Annotated in this window: 22 protein-coding genes; 10 read left to right on the top strand and 12 right to left on the bottom strand. The window is 65.8% G+C overall.

All coding sequences use genetic code 11. The annotated features are described in order from the left end of the window. Positions 1-16: 16 nt before the first annotated feature. Together GTK01_RS12025 and GTK01_RS12020 are read left to right on the top strand one after the other, a co-directional pair. A complete protein-coding gene (locus tag GTK01_RS12025) occupies positions 17-925 on the top strand; it encodes a cation diffusion facilitator family transporter (RefSeq protein WP_252926126.1) in 909 nt (302 codons plus the stop codon). A 213-nt stretch (positions 926-1138) separates the two neighbouring features. Next, a complete protein-coding gene (locus tag GTK01_RS12020; RefSeq protein ID WP_252926125.1) occupies positions 1139-1903 on the top strand; it encodes a L,D-transpeptidase in 765 nt (254 codons plus the stop codon). 3 nt (positions 1904-1906) lie between these two features. Here the strand turns inward: GTK01_RS12020 and GTK01_RS12015 are convergent, their stop codons facing one another. After that, complete coding sequence (locus tag GTK01_RS12015; RefSeq protein ID WP_252926124.1) at positions 1907-2896, bottom strand: glutathione S-transferase family protein; 990 nt, start codon at positions 2894-2896, stop codon at positions 1907-1909. A gap of 251 nt (positions 2897-3147) precedes the next feature. On the opposite strand from GTK01_RS12015, the gene GTK01_RS12010 reads away from it, so the two are divergent. Further along, positions 3148-3660 carry a GNAT family N-acetyltransferase gene (locus GTK01_RS12010; protein WP_252926123.1) on the top strand — a complete coding sequence of 171 codons (513 nt, stop codon included), beginning with the start codon at positions 3148-3150 and terminating at the stop codon, positions 3658-3660. 42 nt (positions 3661-3702) lie between these two features. On the opposite strand, the gene GTK01_RS12005 is transcribed toward GTK01_RS12010, so the two are convergent. From GTK01_RS12005 to GTK01_RS11985, 5 genes are all read right to left on the bottom strand, one after another. Then, the gene (locus GTK01_RS12005) at positions 3703-4095 is read right to left on the bottom strand and encodes a VOC family protein (protein WP_252926122.1); all 393 of its coding nucleotides are present in this window, start codon (positions 4093-4095) and stop codon (positions 3703-3705) included. Positions 4096-4172: 77 nt separating this feature from the next. Then, positions 4173-6242, bottom strand: coding sequence for a hypothetical protein (locus GTK01_RS12000; RefSeq protein ID WP_252926121.1), 2070 nt, complete (start codon positions 6240-6242; stop codon positions 4173-4175). Beyond that, on the bottom strand, positions 6239-9061 hold the full coding sequence (locus GTK01_RS11995; RefSeq protein ID WP_252926120.1) for a DUF4159 domain-containing protein: 2823 nt from the start codon (positions 9059-9061) through the stop codon (positions 6239-6241). The genes GTK01_RS12000 and GTK01_RS11995 overlap by 4 nt, the downstream gene beginning before the upstream one ends. Continuing rightward, positions 9061-9957 carry a DUF58 domain-containing protein gene (locus tag GTK01_RS11990; RefSeq protein WP_252926119.1) on the bottom strand — a complete coding sequence of 299 codons (897 nt, stop codon included), beginning with the start codon at positions 9955-9957 and terminating at the stop codon, positions 9061-9063. Before GTK01_RS11990 ends, GTK01_RS11995 begins: the two co-directional genes overlap by 1 nt. Beyond that, positions 9957-10961: a MoxR family ATPase gene (locus GTK01_RS11985; RefSeq protein WP_252926118.1), complete on the bottom strand. Its 1005-nt coding sequence runs from the start codon at positions 10959-10961 to the stop codon at positions 9957-9959. The genes GTK01_RS11990 and GTK01_RS11985 overlap by 1 nt, the downstream gene beginning before the upstream one ends. 109 nt (positions 10962-11070) lie before the next feature. Here GTK01_RS11985 and GTK01_RS11980 point away from each other — a divergent pair, with 109 nt between their 5' ends. From GTK01_RS11980 to GTK01_RS11970, 3 genes are read left to right on the top strand one after another with little or no spacing between them, the layout of a single operon-like run. Beyond that, positions 11071-11694: a DUF1285 domain-containing protein gene (locus GTK01_RS11980; protein WP_252926209.1), complete on the top strand. Its 624-nt coding sequence runs from the start codon at positions 11071-11073 to the stop codon at positions 11692-11694. Further along, positions 11684-12322: a CoA pyrophosphatase gene (locus GTK01_RS11975; RefSeq protein ID WP_252926117.1), complete on the top strand. Its 639-nt coding sequence runs from the start codon at positions 11684-11686 to the stop codon at positions 12320-12322. Before GTK01_RS11980 ends, GTK01_RS11975 begins: the two co-directional genes overlap by 11 nt. Beyond that, the gene (locus GTK01_RS11970) at positions 12319-13584 is read left to right on the top strand and encodes a CCA tRNA nucleotidyltransferase (RefSeq protein WP_252926116.1); all 1266 of its coding nucleotides are present in this window, start codon (positions 12319-12321) and stop codon (positions 13582-13584) included. The genes GTK01_RS11975 and GTK01_RS11970 overlap by 4 nt, the downstream gene beginning before the upstream one ends. On the opposite strand, the gene GTK01_RS11965 is transcribed toward GTK01_RS11970, so the two are convergent. Next, entirely contained in the window at positions 13581-13766 is a 186-nt protein-coding gene (locus GTK01_RS11965; RefSeq protein WP_252926115.1) for a DUF1059 domain-containing protein, read from the bottom strand. The two genes, GTK01_RS11970 and GTK01_RS11965, sit on opposite strands and share 4 nt — an antisense overlap. A gap of 173 nt (positions 13767-13939) precedes the next feature. On the opposite strand from GTK01_RS11965, the gene GTK01_RS11960 reads away from it, so the two are divergent. Continuing rightward, on the top strand, positions 13940-14563 hold the full coding sequence (locus GTK01_RS11960; RefSeq protein ID WP_252926114.1) for a L,D-transpeptidase: 624 nt from the start codon (positions 13940-13942) through the stop codon (positions 14561-14563). Between the two features lie 75 nt (positions 14564-14638). On the opposite strand, the gene GTK01_RS11955 is transcribed toward GTK01_RS11960, so the two are convergent. Together GTK01_RS11955 and GTK01_RS11950 are read right to left on the bottom strand one after the other, a co-directional pair. Further along, positions 14639-15367, bottom strand: coding sequence for an alpha/beta hydrolase (locus GTK01_RS11955; RefSeq protein WP_256483830.1), 729 nt, complete (start codon positions 15365-15367; stop codon positions 14639-14641). A 131-nt stretch (positions 15368-15498) separates the two neighbouring features. Beyond that, entirely contained in the window at positions 15499-16395 is an 897-nt protein-coding gene (locus tag GTK01_RS11950) for a LysR substrate-binding domain-containing protein (RefSeq protein ID WP_252926113.1), read from the bottom strand. A 93-nt stretch (positions 16396-16488) separates the two neighbouring features. Here GTK01_RS11950 and GTK01_RS11945 point away from each other — a divergent pair, with 93 nt between their 5' ends. Next, positions 16489-16701, top strand: coding sequence for a hypothetical protein (locus GTK01_RS11945; RefSeq protein ID WP_252926112.1), 213 nt, complete (start codon positions 16489-16491; stop codon positions 16699-16701). 225 nt (positions 16702-16926) lie between these two features. On the opposite strand, the gene hemF is transcribed toward GTK01_RS11945, so the two are convergent. Then, positions 16927-17841, bottom strand: a complete 915-nt coding sequence (gene hemF, locus GTK01_RS11940) for an oxygen-dependent coproporphyrinogen oxidase (protein WP_252926111.1) — start codon at positions 17839-17841, stop codon at positions 16927-16929. Positions 17842-17958: 117 nt separating this feature from the next. On the opposite strand from hemF, the gene GTK01_RS11935 reads away from it, so the two are divergent. Beyond that, entirely contained in the window at positions 17959-18216 is a 258-nt protein-coding gene (locus GTK01_RS11935) for a hypothetical protein (protein WP_252926110.1), read from the top strand. A gap of 24 nt (positions 18217-18240) precedes the next feature. Here GTK01_RS11935 and GTK01_RS11930 read toward each other — a convergent pair whose 3' ends face one another. Then, positions 18241-18711 (bottom strand): NUDIX domain-containing protein, encoded by a 471-nt coding sequence (locus GTK01_RS11930; RefSeq protein WP_252926207.1) that lies wholly within the window; start codon positions 18709-18711, stop codon positions 18241-18243. A 71-nt stretch (positions 18712-18782) separates the two neighbouring features. On the opposite strand from GTK01_RS11930, the gene GTK01_RS11925 reads away from it, so the two are divergent. After that, entirely contained in the window at positions 18783-19736 is a 954-nt protein-coding gene (locus tag GTK01_RS11925; RefSeq protein WP_252926109.1) for a metallophosphoesterase, read from the top strand. On the opposite strand, the gene GTK01_RS11920 is transcribed toward GTK01_RS11925, so the two are convergent. Then, positions 19700-20278, bottom strand: a complete 579-nt coding sequence (locus GTK01_RS11920) for a hypothetical protein (RefSeq protein ID WP_252926108.1) — start codon at positions 20276-20278, stop codon at positions 19700-19702. The two genes, GTK01_RS11925 and GTK01_RS11920, sit on opposite strands and share 37 nt — an antisense overlap. Between the last annotated feature and the right edge of the window lie 44 nt (positions 20279-20322).

Below are 20322 nucleotides of genomic sequence, written 5' to 3'. Positions count from 1 at the left end.
GGACGACAGTTCGAACATGACCACCAAGCAGAAGATCCGGCGCCTCGCGGCCTGGTCGATCGTCGTCGCCTTCGCGGTGATGGGCCTGAAATTCGTCGCCTGGTGGCTCACCGGCTCCGTGGCGCTCTATTCCGACGCGCTCGAATCCATCGTCAACGTCATCGCCGCCTTTGCCGCGTTCTGGGCGATTTCGGTCAGCCACAAGCCGGCCGACCGGGATCATCAGTACGGCCATCACAAGGCCGAATACTTCTCTGCCGTGCTCGAAGGCGTGCTGATCGTCGTCGCCGCGCTCTTGATCATCGCCGAGGTCTGGCGCGCATGGCAGAACCCGGTTCCGCTCGAAGCGCCGGGGCTCGGCCTTGCCATCAACGCGGCCGCCGCGAGCGTCAACGCCTTCTGGGCGTTTCTCCTCATCCGCAACGGTCGACAGCACAAGTCCCCCGCGCTGGAGGCCGACGGCCATCACATCATGACGGACGTCGTCACCTCCGCGGGCGTCCTCATCGGCCTTCTCGCGGCCGTCGCCACGGGCTGGTGGATGCTCGACCCCCTGCTCGCCCTCATCGTCGCGCTCAACATCTTGTGGCAGGGATGGAAGGTCATCACCGCCTCCCTCGATGGATTGATGGACCGTGCGGTCGACCTTGAGGAGCACCTGCGCATCCGCGACCTGATCTCGGCCAATTCGCAGGGCGCGCTCGAAATCCATGACCTCAAGACCCGGATCGCGGGCCGCGCCACCTTCATCGAGTTTCACATGGTCGTGCGGGCGGACATGTCGGTGGGCGACAGCCATCTGATCTGCGATCGCATCGAGGCGGCACTCGAGGAAGAAATCCCTTCGGTGCGCATCGTCATCCATGTCGAGCCCGACCATGAGGCGAAACTGCCGATCGGCACGACTGCGGTGCCATTCGCCTGATTTCGGGCATGTGCCTGATCGATGCCGCAATCACGGCGCATTTCGCCATATTTCAAGCTGTGACACAAACGACACAGTGGGGAGCATGACTCGTTTTCGCCGCATTTCGTCCCGTCCACGGCCACAGTTCATCAGCATTAGGGACGTTGATCTTCGCTGCCAGACGGCAGCCTTCCGCCGCGTTTCCTCGTCCTGTATCGGGTAGATTGATTGATGTGTGTGTCTCGACGTCGCTTCCTTTTTCAGGCCGCTTCACTTGGCGCTGTCGCGCCGTTGGTCCTTTCGGGCTGCATGTCCTCGACGGCTGCGCTCGAAACGGTGAAGCCGGGTCCTGATCCCTATTTCCTGGCCATGTACGGGCCCCAGCCGAACGAGCGGTTTCCGCTTCCGGCCATCGATATCTCCGATGTCGATGAGCGCTTTTTCCGCCAGCAGGTGCGCTACCACCGTTCCGAGCGCCCCGGCACCATCGTTGTCGACACGCAAAACCGCTTTCTTTACCTCGTGCAGGAAGGCGGGATGGCGATGCGATACGGCATCGGCGTCGGCCGCGCCGGCCTCGAATTCGAGGGCGAGGCACGCGTTGCCCGCAAGGCGCAGTGGCCGACCTGGACGCCGACGCCGGCCATGATCGAGCGCGAACCTGGCCGCAACGCGCAATGGGCCGGCGGCATGCCGCCTGGCCTTGAAAATCCGCTCGGGCCGCGCGCGCTCTACCTCTTCGAAGGCGGTCGCGACACGCTCTACCGCATCCACGGCACGTCCGAGCCGTGGTCGATCGGCCTTGCCGTTTCATCTGGTTGCATCCGTCTGTTCAACCAGGACATCATCGACCTGTACGGGCGCGTCTCGATCGACACGCCTGTACTCGTCCTCCAGAACGAGCCCTTGATGTACCCGCAGCGCGAGATGCCGGAATCCATCCGGCGCCAGCTTGAGGCCGCGCAGCCCCGGCAGCAGCAGCCGCTCGAGATCTGATCGTCAGGCCGCCTTCTTCATCTTCGCCCGGTCATGCGGCCGGGCGAAGTCGAGCTCTGGCCCCTTGGGCACGATCCGCGTCGGGTTGATGGTCTCGTGGCTGCCGTAATAGTGGCTCTTGATGTGGTGCATGTTCACCGTGTCCGCCACGCCCGGCACCTGATAGAGCTCGCGCAGATAGTTGGAAATGTTCGCGTAATCCTCGATCCGGCGCTGGTTGCACTTGAAGTGCGAATAGTAGACCGCGTCGAAGCGCACCAGCGTGGTGAAGAGCCGCCAGTCGGCCTCCGTCAAGACATTGCCCGCCAGATAGCGCTGGCGCGACAACCGCGCCTCTACCTCGTCGAGCGCTGCGAAAAGCTCGTCGAATGCCTGCTCGTAGGCCTCCTGCTTCGTCGCGAAGCCAGACTTGTAGACGCCGTTGTTGATCGCGTCGTAAACGCGCTCGTTCACCGCGTCGATCTCGTTGCGCAGTTCCTCGGGATAGAAGTCGACGCTGTCGTCACCCCACTCGTCGAAGGCCGAGTTCAGCATGCGGATGATCTCCGCGCTCTCGTTGGAGACGATCGTCTCTTCCTTCTTGTCCCAAAGCACCGGCACCGTCACACGGCCCGAATAGTGCGGATCGGCCTTGGTGTAGATCTGGTGCAGGAAGTCGAGCCCGTAGAGATCGTCGCCGGTCGCCGCCTCGTCCGTCCTGAAGGTCCAGCCGTTCTCGCCCATGAAATGGTGCACGACGGAGACCGAGATCACGTCCTCCAGCTTTTTCAGCTTGCGCAGGATCAGCGTCCGGTGCGCCCACGGGCAGGCGAGCGAGACGTAGAGATGGTAGCGCCCGGGCTCGGCCTTGAAGCCGCGCGTGCGGCCCTCGGCAGGCTCGCCGTCGACTGTCACCCAGTCGCGCCACTGCGACTGCGAGCGCTCGAACCGCCCGCCCGTCTTGGAGGTGTCGTACCACTTGTCCTGCCACTTGCCGTCGACCAGAAGTCCCATGTCTTGCTCCTCTTGTTAGGTAAGGAGGTAGGGCAGGGGACGCGTGGAGCCAAATCCTGCGCATTGAACAGATCGTCAATCATCGCGGTGGACGTTCCTCACTTCTCATGCTAGCAGCGAATCTCCGGGGGAAATTCCATGCCTCAAATCCGCATCGAGCGACGACGAAAGAGCACCCGCGCCTGACCGCGCGCAAGACGGCTGGCTGCCGTCCGAAACATGCCTTTCCATCCCGATCCGGAATTCCCGTCATGACCCTTGCCGACGTCGCCTACGCGCCGGAACTGCCCTCCCACGACACTGAGATCGAAGAAATCAACGCCGACGCGTTCGGCCCCGGCCGCTTCACACGCGCCGCCCACAAGATCCGCGAAGGCGGGCCGCATGCGCGTGACCTCTCCTTCGTCGCGACGGTTGAGGGCCATGTCATCGCGTCCGTGCGGCTGACGCCCATTGCGGTCGGCGCGGGTCGCGCGCTGCTGCTCGGTCCGCTCGCGGTGCGCCCGTCCTGGAAGAATCTCGGCATCGGCCGCAAGCTGATGGCAATGGCCGCCGATGCCGCCCGCCAGAAGGGCGCGCGCGCCATAGTGCTCGTCGGCGACGCACCCTATTACGGCCCGCTCGGCTACGTGCAGGTCAAGCCGGGCACGATGACCATGCCCTGGCCGGTCGATCCGGCGCGCTTGCTGGTTCTCGAACTGGTGCCAGGGGCCGCGGCTGCGCTCCATGGCGCGATCAGCCACGCGGATGTCGCCAACGCTTGATCTCGAAGGCCGGCAGGATTTCCAAGCTGGCCAGCGCGTAGCCTAGGCCGGCTGCTCCATGAACATGTATTCCCAGACATGCCCGTCCAGATCCTGGAACGAGCAGCCATACATGAAGCCCATGTCCATGATCGGCTTCCACGGCTTGGCGCCGGCCTTCAGAGCCTTGGCGAGGATGTCGTCGACCTCCTGCCGGCTGTCGGCTGAAAGGGCAGTCAGGACTTCCGTGACCTTGTGCCCGTCTGCGATCTCGCCATTGATGAAGCCCTGGAACTTCTCATGCGTGAGCAGCATGGCGAAGATGTTGTCCGCGATCACCATGCAGGCAGCCGTGTCGTCCGAGAAATCCTCGTTGAAGGAATAGCCGAGCGCCGAAAAGAAGGCGCGGCTGGCGGCGAGGTCCCTGACCGGCAAATTGACGAAGATCATGCGCATGGAATGGCTCCTTGAATATTGTCCGCGCACAGGACGTTCGGAGACGGTCGGTTCCGACAGCGAACCTTCGGAAAAAATCAGCGGCCCTCGCGATACCAGGCCGCGCCGAAAGCGAAGAGCAGAAGCGCCAGCCCGAAAAAGCCGGCGAAGAGCGGCACGCGCGAAACCGAGCGCAGCACGCTGTCGTTCGTCGTCTGGAGCCCCACCCAGCCGCGCCCGTCCGCATCCGCGCCGGGGCGGATCGGCACGATGTTAGGCAGGTCGAGCGCGCCGGTAAGTCCTGCCTCGATGCGCCGCACGGTGCCGCCGCTGGCGTCAGCCACCGGCTGGAGGATTTCGGTCGTGGACACGGTGTCGGTGAATTCGGGCGCATTGACCGGGCCGACATGGGCGAGCGTCTCGAGGTCGCCATTGGCGATCCGGTAGAGCCCGATCTCGTCGGTCTCCACCGAGCCATCGAACGTGCCCGGCTCGCCGGCAGCCAGCGGCACGGTCAGCGTTTCGCCCGAAGGCGTCGTCACGGTCGCCTCGCCGGCCTCGTCTTCCATCGTCTGGCGTTCGATCTCGAGCGTCATGCCGCGCGCATTCGCCGTCAGCCGTTCCTCTTCGAGTTCCGGCTCCTTCATCAGCCAGTGCGCCATGCGCCGGTAGAGCGAGACGTGCGGTCCGCCGCCCTCGAAGCCGCGCGCCCACAGCCAGCCATGGTCGGAAAGAAGCATGCCGACGCGGCCTTCGCCCTGCCGGTCGAGAAGCAGCAGCGGCATGTCGTCCGCGCCCTGCATCACCACCTCGCCCTGCGGCCGCTCGATGCCGATCTGGCGGAACCAGCGGCTCCATTGCGGCGGCTCCTGTCCCGAGCCCTCCAGCCCGCGCGTCACCGGATGGCGCTCGCCGGTTTCCGTCAGGCGCGGGTAAAAGGCTCGTTCGACCACCTCGCCGGTCGGCAATGCGGGCAGCGCCGCCATCAGCGGCGTGCGCGAAATCGACTGGTTGCCCGCATATTCCGGCCCCGCCGCGATCAGGAGCGCGCCGCCATTCTCCACATATTCGGCGATGTAGTCGTAATAGAGGATCGGCAGCACGTCGCGGTGCTGGTATCGGTCGAAGATGATCAGGTCGAAATCGTTGATCCGGTCGACGAAGAGTTCGCGCGTCGGGAAGGCGATGAGCGAGAGTTCGTTGATAGGCGTGCCGTCCTGCTTTTCGGGCGGGCGCAGGATGGTGAAGTGGACGAGGTCCACCGCCACATCCGATTTCAGGAGGTTGCGCCACGTCCGCTCGCCGGCATGCGGCTCGCCCGAGACGAGCAGCACGCGCAAATTCTCCCGGATACCGTCGAGGATCGCGATGGTCCGGTTGTTGGTCGCCGTCAGCTCGCCCTCGGCGACCGGAAATTCGAGCTCGACGATGTTGCGGCCGGCGCTGGGGATGACGATGTCGACGCTCGTCTCCTCGCCGATGATCGCCGTCTGGCGCACGACATGCTCGCCATTGACGCGCACGGTCACCTCGACCGGCCCGCTCGCGCTGTCCGTCGACAGCACCCGGTAGCTCATCGTCACCGGCCGGTCGACGATGCCGAAGCGCGGCGCGCGCTCGAAGCGGATGCGCCGGTCGAATTCGTCCTCCTCGCCGGTCACGAGCGCATGAAGCGGGCCGGAAAAGCCGAGCGTTTCGGGCACGTCGTGAACCTGACCATCGGTGATCATGATCGCCCCGCCGACCCGCGAGGGCGCGACGTCGCGCAGGGCACTGTCGAGCGCGCCGAAGAGCCGCGTCTCGGCTCTCTCGTCGCCGGAATCCGCCTGGCCGGTCTCGACCACGCGGACGTCATACTGGTCGAACCGCGCCAGCCGCGCCTGCATCTCCTCCAGCGCCCGGTCCGTCGTCGCGCGCCGGTCGCCGATCTCCTGGCTCTGGCTGCGGTCGACGACGAGCGCGACGACGCTCTTCAGCGGCTCGCGCTCCTCGTCGAGGAGGAGGGGATTGACGAGCGCGAGCGCCAGCGCCGCCATTGCCGCCAGCCGCAGCCACGCGCCGCGCTGGCGGGCGAAGAGCCCCCAGGCGACGAGCGCGGCGACAGGCACGAGCAGCGCTGCGAACCACGGCCAGGCAAGAAGCGGTTCGAAGGCGAGGGACCAGTTCACTGCCCCAGCCTTTCCAGAATGGAGGGCACGTGGACCTGGTCCGACTTATAGTTCCCGGTCAGCATGTACATCATGATGTTGACGCCCGCCCGGTAGGCATAGACCCGCTGCATCGGGTCGGCGGGCACGGTGGGCAGCATCGGTGCGCCGTTGCCGCCGATGGCCCAAGCGCCTGCCAGGTCGTTCGCGGTGATCATGATCGGCGTCACGCCGTCGCCGACACGCACCGGGCGGTCCGCCATTTCCTCCACGGTCTGCGAAGCCTCCACCCAGAGCGGGCTGCCGTTGAAGCGGCCTGGAAATTCGGGAAGGATGTAGAAGGCCTTGGTCAGGACGTGATCGTCCGGCACCGGCTCCAGCGGCGGCACGTTCATGTTGGCGAGGATGTCGCGAAGGCGCATGGTCGACGGGCTCGCCGAACCGGCATCAAACCCCGCGCCGAACTGGTCGCGCGTATCGAACAGCACCGTTCCGCCGTCCTGCATGTAGGCGTCGATGCGCGCCAGCGCGGCCTGCGACGGCATCTCGCTGCCTTCGTCGATCGGCCAGTAGATCAGCGGATAGAAGGCGAGTTCGTCCACGGCGATGTCGACGCCGACCGGCTCGCCGGGCTCCAGAGCGGTCTTGGCGCTCAGGAACCGGCCGAGCCCTTCGAGCCCGGCACGGCTGATCGCGTCGATCGAGGAATCCCCGGTCAGGACATAGGCGATGCGCGTCTGGCTGATGGCGGCGATCGCTTCCTCGTCGCCCGGCTGGATGTCGGTTTCCTCCCCTTGGGCCTGCGCGTGGGCATCCGGCATCGAAATCGCACCTATCAGCGCGAGCGCCAGCGCGGCCGGTACGGCGCGCGCTGCGCGCGGCCGGCGCAGCTTTCCGCCGAGCCACAGCACGGCCAGCGTGTCGAGGATCATCAGTGCCAGCGCGATCGCGAAGAGCGGCCCGCGCAGATCGACCTGTTCGTCGAAGCCATATGCCACGTCTCGAACGGCGAGCGGCGTCTCGGGACGGGCTATCGGCTCCAGCGTCGCGTCCTGCGGCAGCAGATTGTGCGCGACGACGCCTTCCTCGGTGCCATAGAGCCCCGGCGGGTTCTCGATCGTCACCGCAGCCTCGGTGGAAACCGCCAGCGGTCGCGCGTCGGGCGTCGGCGGCACCAGGCTGCCGTCGGCGGCGATCAGCCGGTAGGGCGGCAGCGTCGCCTCGCCATTGCCGGTCTGCGCATTGCCCGGTCCCTGATTGCGCGACAACTGCACCAGCCGGCGCAACAGTTCGACGAAGGAGCCGGAGATCGGCAGGTTCGACCATGTCGCCTGCGGAGTGATGTGGAAAAGCGCCAGCGTCCCGTCGCCGCGTCGCGCGCCGGTCACGAGCGGCGTGCCGTCGGCAAGGTTCACCCAGCTCCGCTCGACGATGTCGGCGGTCGGCTCTGCCAGCACCTGCCGCGACACGGTCACGTCGGCCGGCGGCGTCAAATCGGCAAAGGGGGAGCCTTGCGGATATTCGGCGATCGCCTGCGGCTCGGTCCAGGACAAGGTGCCACCGAGCGCGCGTTCGCCGATGCGCAACCGCACCGGCAGCAGATCCTCGTCCGGCTCGGCCGCGGCAAGGCGCGGGCCGGCAAAGCGCACCAGCGTGCCGCCGCCCTCGACCCATTCGGTGAGCGCTGCGTGCGCCTCGTCCGGCAGCGTGCCGACATCGGCCATCACGATCATCGCCGGGCGCTGCTCGAGCAGTTCGGGGATCGCCGAGCCGAGGTCTGCGCTCGACGGCTCGACGAGGTCGGCGAAAGGCGCGAGCGCCCGGCTGATATAGTGGAGCGGCGAAAGGAGCGGCTGCGCCTCGTCGCCGTCACCTTGTGCGATCAGGCCGACGCGCCGGCGCCGTGAATTCTCGTCGAGCACACGCACGGCCCCGGCCTGGGCTTCGCCGTCGACCGCGACCGAGTTGAAGTCGTTGCGCAGTTCGAACGGCACGGCGAATGCCGCTGTTGCGGCCGCTTCGCCGGCTCCGAAAGACAATTGCGCCTCCGCGATCCGCCGGCCGCGGTCGTCGAGTGCTGCCACCACCGCCTGGCGCGGCCCGGCATCGGCCGTCGGCCGCACCGCTTCGACCACGAAGGCGTCAGGCTCGTTCGCGGTCGCCGTCAGGCCGATCTCGGTGACCCCTTGCGGCGTCGCCCAGATCAGGCCCCCGGCATTGGCGAGAAGCCGATCGAAGGCCGCGTCGTCCGCTTCGCTCGCCAGCCCGTCCGACAGAACCGCCACCGAGGTGTTCGGCAACTCGGCCAGGGCCTGCGCAACGCGCTCATAGGTCGCCGCGCGGTCCACCGGCACCGGTCGCGCTTCGGCTGCATTCAGCCGCTCGCGCGCCGCCTCGGCGTCGAAGGGGCCGATCTCGGCATTGGGCGCATCGACCGTGAAGGCGATCAGCACGGGTGCGTTTTCGGCTTGCGCATCGGCGATCAGCCGCTCGGCGCTCGCGACCCGCATCGCCCAGTCCGGCGCGGACGCCCAGCCATTGTCGATGACGATCGCCACCGCATTGCCGCCTGTCGAGATGCGCTCGCGCGGATTGAACACCGGTTCGGCCAGGGCGAAGATGATCAGCGCCGCCATCGCAAGGCGCAGAAGCGTCAGCCACCAGGGGCTCTGATGCGGCGTTTCCTCCTTGCGCAGCACGCGCGCAAGAATCTTCAGCGGCGGAAAAGCTTCCGTCTGCGGCTTCGGCGGCGTCAGGCGCAAGAGCCACCAGATCACCGGCAGAGCCAGCAATCCGGCCAGCACCGCCGGCAGCCCGAAGGAAAGCGGCAGGAACCCCATCAGCGGCTCCCCTGGCTCATCGCCAGATGGACGCGCACCAGTGCGTCGGAAGCCAGCTTGTCGGTGTGGTTCACGGTGTAGCTCCAGCCGAGCTTTCGCGCCCAGGCGGAAAGCTCCTCACGGCGCGCCGCATAGAGATTGCGATAGTCCTCGCGCAGCGTTTCGGCGCGTCCGGCGGTCAGCTTGGTGCCGGTCTCCGGGTCCTGAAACTCGGTGCGGCCGGAATAGGGAAACTCCTCTTCGGCCGGGTCGGAAATCTCGATCAGATGCGCGCGCACGCCCCGCGTCGCCAGCGTGTCCAGCCATTCGCGCGTCTCCTCGACAGGGTCGAGGAAGTCGGAGATCAGCACCACGTCGGAAAAGCGCTTCATGGTGGAAAGGTTCGGTCGCGTCGGCAGGTTCGCCGCGTGCATCATCTGGGCGGCAAGCCGCTCGGCGCCGTTTCGCGCCGAAAAGGGGTCGGTCAGCCCCGGCCAGGCGATCCTTTCGCCCGAGCGCGACAAAAGTTCGGCCAGTGCCAGCGCCAGAACCAGCGCGCGCGAGTCCTTCGACACGCTTGCCGTCTTCGACTGGAAGAGCATGGAGGCGGATGGATCGGCCCAAAGCCACACGGTGTGCGCAGCTTCCCATTCGCGGTCGCGCACATAGGTGTGGTCGTCGCGGGCCGAGCGCCGCCAGTCGATCCGCGCGATCGCCTCGCCGTCGACATAGGGGCGGAACTGCCAGAAATTCTCGCCGATGCCGCGCTTGCGCCGTCCGTGCCAGCCGGCGATCACCGTGTTGACCACGCGCCGCGCCTCGATCAGCAGGTCGGGCACCAGCGCTGCGCGAACGCGGGCACGGGCCAGCGCGTCGCGCGGGGCGACGGCGGGGCTGACCGCACCGACGGAAGCCATCAGACGGCCTTTGCGAGCCGCGCGATCACGTCGCGAACCGTCATGCCCTCGGCCCGCGCCGCAAAGGTCAGCGCCATGCGGTGCTGCAGCACCGGCTCGGCAAGGTCGCGCACATCGTCGATCGAGGGTGCGAGCCGTCCGTCATAAAGCGCGCGGGCGCGGGCGCACAGCGTCAGCGCCTGGCTGGCGCGCGGCCCCGGACCCCACGAGACGTGGCGGTCGGTCTGCGCATCGCCCGAGCCGGGCCGGGCCGAGCGGACCAGCTTGAGGATGGCGTCGACCACGCTTTCGGGTACCGGCATGCGCCGGATCAGCGCCTGTACGGTCTTCAGCCGGTCCGCGTCGAGCACGTTTTCGGCCTTCTGGTTGGCGGTCCCTGTCGTTTCGATCAGGATGCGCCGTTCGGCGGCAAGCTCGGGATAGTCGATGTCGATCTGCATCAAGAACCGGTCGAGCTGCGCCTCGGGCAACGGGTAGGTGCCTTCCTGCTCCAGCGGGTTCTGCGTGGCGAGCACATGAAAGGGCGAGGGCAGGTCGTGGCGCTCGCCGGCCACCGTCACGTGATATTCCTGCATGGACTGCAACAGCGCCGACTGCGTGCGCGGCGAGGCGCGGTTGATTTCGTCGGCCATCAAAAGCTGCGCGAAGATCGGTCCCCGGATGAAGCGGAAGGAGCGGCGGCCCGTCTCGTTCTGCTCCATCACTTCGGAACCGAGAATGTCGGACGGCATCAGATCGGGCGTGAACTGGATTCGCCGTCCGTCGAGGCCGAGCACGGTGCCGAGCGTCTCCACGAGCTTGGTCTTGGCAAGCCCCGGCACGCCGACAAGCAGACCGTGACCGCCGGCGAGAATCGCCACCAATGTGCGCTCCACCACCGCTTCCTGGCCGAAAATCACCTTGCCGACCGCCTGCCGGACCTTGCCGATCTCGGCCAGCGCGCGTTCGGCCTCGGCCACCATCTCGGTCTCGCTCATCGCTGGTTCCTTGATGGTCAGGCTCATGTCGTCGTCCTTGGGCTGGGGGCGATTCACGCCTTGGCGCAACCGGCGCGATCAACTTAAATGGTACGCCTGTGCTGACAAGCGAAACAACAGTGACTATTTCGTGACGATGACCGATGCACAGAAAACGCCAGGCCTGGCAGAAGCGACCGACAGCGCAGGCCTCGAAGCGCTCATTTCGCGCGCTGCGCGCGCCGGCAAGGGCGCGGCTCCCGTCGACAGGTGGAACCCGGAATTTTGCGGCGATCTCGACATGGAGATCAAGGCGGACGGCACCTGGTTCTACATGGGAACGCCGATCGGCCGCATGCCGCTCGTCCAGCTTTTCTCTTCCGTCCTGCGCAAGGACGAGGACGGCAACACCTATCTCGTCACCCCGGTTGAAAAGGTCGGCATCCGGGTCGAGGACGCGCACTTTCTCGCCGTCGAAATGGATGTTTCGGGCAAGGGCGAGGGGCAGGTCCTGACCTTCCGCACCAATGTCGGCGATGTGGTCGAGGCGGGTCCCGAGCACCCGTTGCGATTCGTCGACGAGGACGAGACGGGGGGACTGAAACCTTATCTCCATGTCCGAGGCCGGCTCGAAGCGCTCGTCGCGCGACCGGTCATGTACCAGCTCGCCGAGATCGGCGAGGAGATCGAGGTGGGCGGCCGCGCCATGTTTTGCGTGCGCTCGAGGGGCGAAGTCTTTCCGGTGATGCCGATTGCGGAGCTGAACCGTCTTGCGGGCTGAAGCAATCGAAGCGCCGCTCTTTTCGGCCGCCGATTTTCGCCGCCGCGCCGCGCGCGAGCAGGCACCGCACGTCGATACCGATTATGGCGACCACAGTCTCAACCCGGATCTGCGCCATCTCATCGTGCATGAGCGGCTGCGCGACGCGGCCGTCATGATCGCCGCCGTCGACCATCCCGATGGCGCGACGATCATCCTGACCAAGCGCACCGAGAAACTGCGCAGCCATTCCGGCCAGATCGCCTTTCCGGGCGGGCGCATCGATCCGACCGACCCGACGCCCGAATTCGCAGCAATCCGCGAAACCGAGGAGGAGATCGGCATCGGCGCGGAGACGATCGAGATCGTCGGCCGGATGCCGGACTACGTTTCCGGCTCCGGTTTTCGCATCTCGCCGGTGCTCGGCGTCGCCCGGCCTGGCTTTATGCTCACTCTCAACGAGGACGAGGTCGACGACGCCTTCGAGGTGCCGCTTTCCTTCCTGATGGACCCGGCGAACCACAACCGCGACAGCCGCATCTGGCAGGAGCGCGAGCGCTTCTTCTACACGATGCCGTTCGGCGAACGGTACATCTGGGGCGTCACCGCCGGCATCATTCGCACGCTTTATGAAAGGCTCTACGCGTGAGCGTTTCCATTTCCGATGCGCCCTGGCTGAAGGAGAAGGTGCTGCAAAAGCTCCTTGCCGTTCTGTCCGCGAATGGCGAAGAGGCGCGGATCGCCGGCGGCGCGGTGCGCAACGCGCTTCTTGGCGAAGCCGTCACCGACATCGACATCGCCACGACCTGCCTGCCCGAGGAGACGGAAAAGCGTGCCATCGAAGCCGGATTCAAACCGGTCCCGACCGGCAAGGCGCATGGCACGATCACCGTCGTCGCGCACGGAAAACCCTTTGAAGTCACGACCTTGCGGGCCGATGTCGAGAACCATGGCCGCCACGCCACCGTCGCCTTCGGCCGCGACTGGCAGGTGGATGCCAAACGGCGCGACTTCACAATCAACGCGCTCTACGCCACTGCCGACGGCACGGTCCTCGACCTCGTTGGCGGCGTCGCGGATCTTGAGACGCGAACCTTGCGCTTCATTGGCAGTGCGGAGGACCGTATCCGCGAGGATTACCTGCGCATCCTGCGCTTCTACCGCTTCTTCGCCTGGTATGGCTCCGGGCGGCCGGATGCGGAGGGAATCAAGGCTTCGGCGCGGCTGAAGTCCGGTTTGGACCAGCTTTCCGCCGAACGCATCTGGGCGGAACTGAAGAAACTCCTCTCCGCTCCCGACCCCTCCCGCGCGCTCCTTTGGATGCGCCAGTCCGGGGTGCTGACCACGGTGCTTCCCGAGAGCGAGAAATGGGGCATCGATGCCGTCCCCGGCCTCGTCGCCGCTGAGCGCGATCTTGGCTGGGCGGTCGATCCGCTTGTGCGTCTCATGGCGATCATCCCGCCTATGAAGGAGCGCGTGGATAGCCTTTCCGAGCGGCTGAAACTTTCGAAGAACGAAGCGAAAAGGCTGCACGAATGGGCCGGTTTCGGCGAAATCCCGGCTGAAACCAGCGAGATTGCGCTCGCAAAGCGCATGTTTGCGGCTGGACACCAGCCCGGTGTGGATAAGTTGAAGCTGGCTCTCGCGGCCGCGCGCGTGCGCGGCGTCCAGAACGACCTCGATCTCCTCGCCGCCGGTCAATATTCGCAACTGCTGAAATATGCCGAGAATTGGCAGGCGCCGCAGTTTCCGCTGCACGGTCGCGACCTCGTCGCGCTCGGCGCCGCAGCGGACGAGCGCCTTGGAAAGGCGCTCGCAATCCTCAAGGATGAGTGGGTGTCATCCAGCTTCACGATCGACCGCGAGGCGCTCGTCGAGCGCGCCCGCGACCTTCTCGCGCTCAAATCCTAGGCGGCCTTCTGCGCATCGGTGATGCGGGAGCGAATGGCCTCGACCATGGTTTCGCGGATCGTGTCCTCGCCATGCGCCTGGCGCATGTGCTCGACCGCGCGTCGCATCACCTCGGCCTCTTCGTTATGACGGGTGTGCCAGTCGCAACCTGGAACGAGTGAGCCGCAATGAAATTCCTTCATCGGTCTTCTCCTCTCTTCGGCAATGGGCAATTATACCCGACGTCCGGTGTGGCGTCGATGCATCTCAACCAGACGACGGTTCGGAAGTTCCTTCAAATTTCTGCCCGGGAAGATATCGTTAACCATACGCGTTTACGAAAATGTCCAGGGGTTTCTTCGTTAAAGGCAACATCATGTCCATCTCGCGTCGCGGCTTTCTCGCCGGCCTTCCGATCTTTCTCGCCGGCTGCACGGCCGCCGGCACCGAATACCGCAGCGCCATGCTCAACTACGCCGCGCTGCCGGACGAGAGCTTTCCGCTGCGCGCCGTTCCGCTCGACAAGATCAAGCCCGAGCTGCGCCGGCAGGAGGTTGCCTACGAGACGAAGCATCCGAAGGGTACGGTCGTCGTCGATACGCCCGCCCGCCGTCTCTACTACGTCATGGGCAATGGCCGCGCGATGCGCTACGGCATCGGCGTCGGCAAGGAAGGGCTCGCGTTGCGCGGCAACGCCACCGTCGGTCGCAAGGCGCAGTGGCCGAGCTGGACGCCGACCGCCAACATGATCAGCCGCGACCCGCGCAACCGGGAATTCGCCGGCGGCGTGCCCGGCGGCCCGAACAATCCGCTCGGTGCGCGCGCGCTCTATCTCCACCGCGGCGGCCGCGACACCATGTTCCGCATCCACGGCACCAACCAGCCGCAGTCCATCGGACACGCCATGTCCTCGGGCTGTGTGCGAATGCTCAACCACGATGTCATCGATCTTTACGAGCGGGTGCCGGTTGGTGCCAAGGTCGTGGTGATCCAGGCCTGACGGCCTGGTCCTTGCCAGCGGAGAACAATTCAACCCACTCCTGCAAAGGAGTGGCTCTGTTGAACCTGCGGAAACCTACTGCGCCGACGCGATTTTCAGTCCCGCCAGCCATTCGGACGCGATCTTTGCGTCCTCGTCGCCGATGTCATGGCCGGCGATGATGGTCTTTGCCACCACATCCGCGCCGCAGGATTTGAACATCGCTTCCAGCTTGGGTGCGAAAGGCGCGTAGAGCGTGTCGTCGCGGCCGGCAATGGTCAGGAACTTCGCCTTGGCGAGGTTCGCATGCGGTGCGGTTTCGAGGACCGGCATCGGGCGCAGCAGGACGGCTGTCTTGACCACGTCGGGATGCAGCACCGACAGCGCCGCGATCAGGTTTGCGCCGTTCGAATAGCCGAGGAATGTCGTCCGTTCGAGGTCGATCCCCTCGCTCTTGACCAGTCGGGCGAAGAACTGCTCGAAGGCGGCGGCCTCGCCGCGAATGTCGCTCTGGTCGAATCGCGTCGGCGTGATGCGCTTGTACCAGCGCTTGACGCCTTCCTGAACGACGCGGCCGCGAATGCCGATCAGCGTCGCATTCGGGTCGATCTTCGTCGCCAGCGGCACCAGCGTCGTCTCGTCGCCGCCCGAGCCATGCATCAGGATGATCGTCCGGCCGTTCGGCTCTGCCGGCTTGTGGATGCTGTGTGTGAAGTCGGTCTCGCGCGTCACGCTCCCAACCGTCTGCGGGATTTGCGGCGCCGGCAGAGCGGGAAACGGCACGACCTCGCTGGCGAGCGCCGGCCAGCCCAATGCAACAGTCAAAGCTAATGTAACGATGCGCGTTGTTTTCATGCACGCGAGATTAACGCAGAAGGTTAATGGGTGATTTAACGAAAATGCGCTCGCAATTTCGTGTTCGATCTGTGTTGCTTGGGCGCAACTTTATTCGAACTCTAAGGAAAGGCGCGGCGTGTCTCGTCCAGTTCGCCCTCCAGCCACGCGATGAAATCGCGCACCTTGCGCGGCGGTGACTGCAGCGGCGAGGTGATCGCCCAGTAGCCCAGTCCGGTTTTGGCGCGCTGCGGGTAGGGGGCGATGAGCTGGCCCGCGCCGATCGCGTATTGCGCCAATGTCTGCCACGCGAGCATGACGCCCTGACCAGCGATTGTGGCATCGAGGCAAAGCGCGGCATCGGTGAAGCTGTGCCCGTCGGCGAGCTCACGCTCCTTGATGCCGTATGGCGCAAGCCAGGTCGACCATTTGAGCGTCGAATTCGCGTCGCGGATGATCGGAACCTTTGTCAGGTCGTGCGGCTCGCGAAGCCGTTGGGCAAGTGCGGGCGCACAGACCGGAAAGATCTCCTGCGGCAGCAGGAATGTCTTCGTCACACCGCTCCAGTTGCCGTCGCCGACGCGGATGGCGACGTCGACGTCGCTCGTCTCGAGATCGACGAGGGCGACAGAGGCGTCGAGCCTGACGGTGATGTCGGGGTGAAGTGCGGCAAACCCTGCAAGGCGCGGCACCAGCCACTTGGAGGCGAGAACGGGAGCGACCGACACGGTCAACACGTTCGCCCGGTTGTGACGCGCGCTCTTCAGCGCGCCCTCGAGTTCGGCAAAGCCGGTCGTCAGCCGTGCGAGAAAGGTGCGGCCGAACTCGGTCGCCACCAGCCCGCGCGGTGTGCGCGAAAAGACGGGGCGGCCAAGGGCGGCTTCAAGGCGGGCGACGTGCTGGCTGACGGCGCCGATGGTCACGCCAAGTTCGTCGGCGGCTGCCTGCAACGCGCCGAGCCGACCTACGGCCTCGGCCGCGCGCAGGCCGTTCATATGAACGCGGTTGAGTTCACGCATGCAGAATTTCTAAAGTGAGAGCGAGGCAAACTCCAGTGAAATCGGCATCATCTGGCCGGATAACCCTCGTGGTTCCCAGTCAGGAGAAAGCCGATGCTCAAGTTTTTCTGGAGAAAAGTTGAAATCGCCCCGCGCTTGGACGACCCGCTCGCCCATTCCGCCATCCGCGCCATGTCGCTGGACGAAATCGCCGACCTGCCGCTGACGCCGCAATGGCCCCATGCAGGTGCCGCCCTTCATCGCAGTCGTCTACGGCGTCGGATGCCGCGTCCTGGGAATGCGGGGCTCGAAGGGGATTCTTATTGAGGTGACCCCCACCCTTTTTCCTTCCCCACAACGGGAAGGGTGACGTGATCGTTGCGATCGAGCCGTCACTATCGCTCCACCCCTAAAGGTAAAGCGCGAGGTGGATGCCTCCCTCCCCCTTGTGGGGAGGGATGGAGGGTGGGGGTCACCTTCAAGAAAACAGACCTATCCGCCGGCTCCTTCAGCAACCGTGGAGACTTCGCCCGATCACCACCGATTTGATGCCTACGGCCACTTCACCTCGGGCGGCATGGACGAGAGGATCGAATCCACGTTGCCGCCGGTCTTGAGCCCGAAGATCGTGCCGCGGTCGTAGAGGAGGTTGAACTCGACGTAGCGGCCGCGGCGGATCAGCTGTTCCTCGCGGTCGGCGTCGGTCCAGTTGTCGTTGAAGTTCTTGCGCACGAGGTGGTTGTAGACCACGAGGAAGGCGCGGCCGACATCTTGGGAAAAGCGCAGATCGGCGTTCCAGCCGCCCTGGTCCTCCGGCGTCTTCAGCCAGTCGTAGAAGATGCCGCCGACGCCGCGCGCCTCGTCGCGGTGGGGAAGGTAGAAATATTCATCGCACCAGGCCTTCAGGCGGTCGTAGTCGGCGACGGCCTTGTGCTTGTCGCATACGAATTTCATCGCCTTGTGGAAGGCCACCGTATCGGGGTCGTCCTGCGCACGGCGCCGGTCCAGCACCGGAGTCAGATCGGCGCCGCCGCCGAACCACTGACGCGTGGTCACCACCATGCGCGTGTTCATATGGACGGCGGGAACGTTGGGATTGTGCGGGTGGGCGATGAGCGAGATGCCGCTCGCCCAAAAGCGCGGGTCCTCGTCGGCGCCGGGGATCTGCTTGCGGAACTCGGGCGAGAACTCGCCATGCACGGTCGAGGTGTGCACGCCCACCTTTTCGAAGACACGGCCGCGCATCATCGACATGATGCCGCCGCCGCCACGGCCCTCATCGCGCAGCCATTCGGTGCGCTCGAACCGGCCCGGCGCCCAGGAGGCGTGCGGTCCCGACAGATCGTCCTCGATCGCCTCGAAGGCGGCGCAGATCTTGCCCCGCAGTTCCTCGAACCAGGCCTTCGCGGTCGCCTTCTTCGCCTCGATGTCGTCGGGCAGGCCGGCCGGGATGTCGGGACGTTCCATTCATGGCTCCGTGGGGAGGCGCGCATTCGGCGAGCGCCGGCACGCGTTCAACATTTGACTCGTAATTTGACGCCCTGATCCCTAATCTGTTGGACGTTGGGGTCAAGGAGTTCTTTCGTGCGGGTGCCGGCCAGACCACCGCTGGAGGGTTTGAGGCGCAGCCTCGAAAAGCATCGCGCAGAAGGTAGCCCCCATCCGCGCGACGGTTTCGTGCGCGAGACGTTTCGCCTGCCGCGCCTGGACGCGCGCGTGAAGGCGCAGGAGTGGTTCGACCGCTGGCCGAAACAGGCCTACTGGACCGAGATCGAAAGCTGGGCCGAGCGCCCCGACGACATCATCGAATTCACCATCCGGCGGCTGCCGACCGCAGATTAGGGCGCATTCCACGCACCTTCGGCGCTACCAGTGATGCTCCAGCACCGCGTCGCCGAACACTTCGGCAAGCCGGCGTCGGGTCGCCGGCGTGGTCGCCTCGGGCAGGGCGTCGAGCGGGAAGAAACCGGCCTCGGAGATCTCGTGGTCGGGCAGCTTCGGCGTCGTCTGGCGATATTCGGTGATGAGATAGAGCGCGACATGATCGCGCGGGCTCGCCTGCCGGTTCAGGTGGATCGAGACGAGGCGCGGCTCGGCCGTGAACTCGATATTGCCTTCTTCGGCAAGCTCGCGCTCGAGCGAGAGCCGCATCGTCTCTCCCACTTCCACGCCGCCGCCTGGCAATTGCCAGCCACCGATATAGGTGTGGCGGATCAGGAAGACCGTGCCGGCCCTTGCGTCGTGGACGATGCCGCGCACGCCCAGCGTCATCGGGCGGCGCAGGAGAAACCAGCCGTGGAAGAGCTTGATGCGCAACCATTGCAGCCGTGTCGGCATTGAGCGGGAGGTCTCGTTCACCGCGCTTCTCCCGGGGTGGTCACCTGGAATTTCATATCGTAAGGAAGGGTATGCTCAGGCTCGCTCATCTCTCGGACGTCCACCTCGGCCCCCTTCCCGACATGTCCTATCGTGAACTCGCCTCGAAGCGGATCACGGGCTACATCAACTGGCAGCGCAACCGGAAAGCCAATCTCCACGACCAGGTGATCGGGATGCTGCTCGACGACATGAAGGCGCGCGCGCCTGACCATATCGCGGTCACCGGCGATCTGGTCAACCTCGCGCTCGATGCCGAGGTCGAGGTCGCGCGCCAGTGGCTCGAGACGGTCGGCGATGGCGACGACGTGTCGGTCGTTCCGGGCAATCATGACGCCTATGTGCCGGGCGCGCTCGACAAAGCCTGCAAGGCCTGGGGCCGGTGGATGTGGGGCGACGGCAGGGCGCAGCCCGCCCATCGCGGCGCGTTTCCCTTCATGCGCGTGCGCGGAGACATGGCCATCATCGGCGTCTCTTCTGCGCGCGCGACCGCGCCCTTCATGGCGTCGGGCTATTTCGGCTCCACGCAGGCTCGCCGGCTCGGCCGGATGCTCGACGAGGCGAAGACGAAGGGCCTTTGCCGGGTGATCCTTATCCACCACCCGCCGGTGCGCGGCGCGGCGCCCCAGCACAAGCGGCTCTACGGCATCGGCCGGTTCAAGAAGGTGATGCTGCGCCACGGCGCCGAACTGGTTCTCCACGGCCACACGCACCTGCCGAGCCTCTACTGGCTCGAGGGGCGGGACGGGCGCGTGCCGGTGCTGGGCGTCGCCGCGGCGGGGCAGGCGATCGGCGGATCGAAGCCGGCCGCTCAATACAATCTCATCGAGATCGACGGCGGGCCGGAGGCTGGATGGGGGGTGCGCGTCCAGCGGCGCGGCCTGATGTACGGCCATGAAGGCGTGCGCGAGATCGTCGCGCAGACGCTCTTGCCGACGGAAGATGCCGGTCAGAAGCTGATCGCCAGCCGGTCCCAGGCGAAATAGAGCACCGCGGCGACGCCGACGAAGGCACCGGCGAGGAACAGCGCGAGCGAGGTGAAGACGTCGAAGGCGGCCTTGGCCGGTTCGCGGTCGAGTACGCCGAGGACGGGGGCGGGCGGTTCGCGGTCGCCGGCCAGCACCGCTTCGCGCTCGACCATGCGCTCGGCGACATAGAGCGTCACCGCGTCAGCAGCCTTGCGGATGTCGGGCGTCTCGGCAAGCACGATGCGACCGTTGCGCGTGTCCTTCAGGAAGCGGTAGGTGCGCTTGTCGCGGCCCATCGTGACGTGGCTGACCGCGTCGATCCACAGGCGCGGCTGGAGCCCGCCGGTGACGTTCAAATCGAAGCGCTCGTCGTCGGAGGGGATGTCTGCGAAGACCTGTTCCAGGTCCTGCGCGAGGATTTCGAGTCGTGTCTGCTGGGCCTCTCGCAGGTCGACGACGACGTCGGTGCGGTCGGCATTGTTGGTCTTCACCTCGCGGATCGCGGCGGCGAGGCGACGCAATTCGCCCTTGGCGGGCGTTTCTTCCAAAGCTTCGTTCATGCCGGCGCTCCGGGGACTCGGGGGGTACGGTTAACGCTTCGTTA

Origin of the sequence: Aliihoeflea sp. 40Bstr573 (assembly GCF_024105655.1) — a bacterium.
In the GTDB taxonomy this organism is placed as follows: domain Bacteria; phylum Pseudomonadota; class Alphaproteobacteria; order Rhizobiales; family Rhizobiaceae; genus Aliihoeflea.
This window is presented reverse-complemented; position numbering and strand designations above follow the sequence as displayed.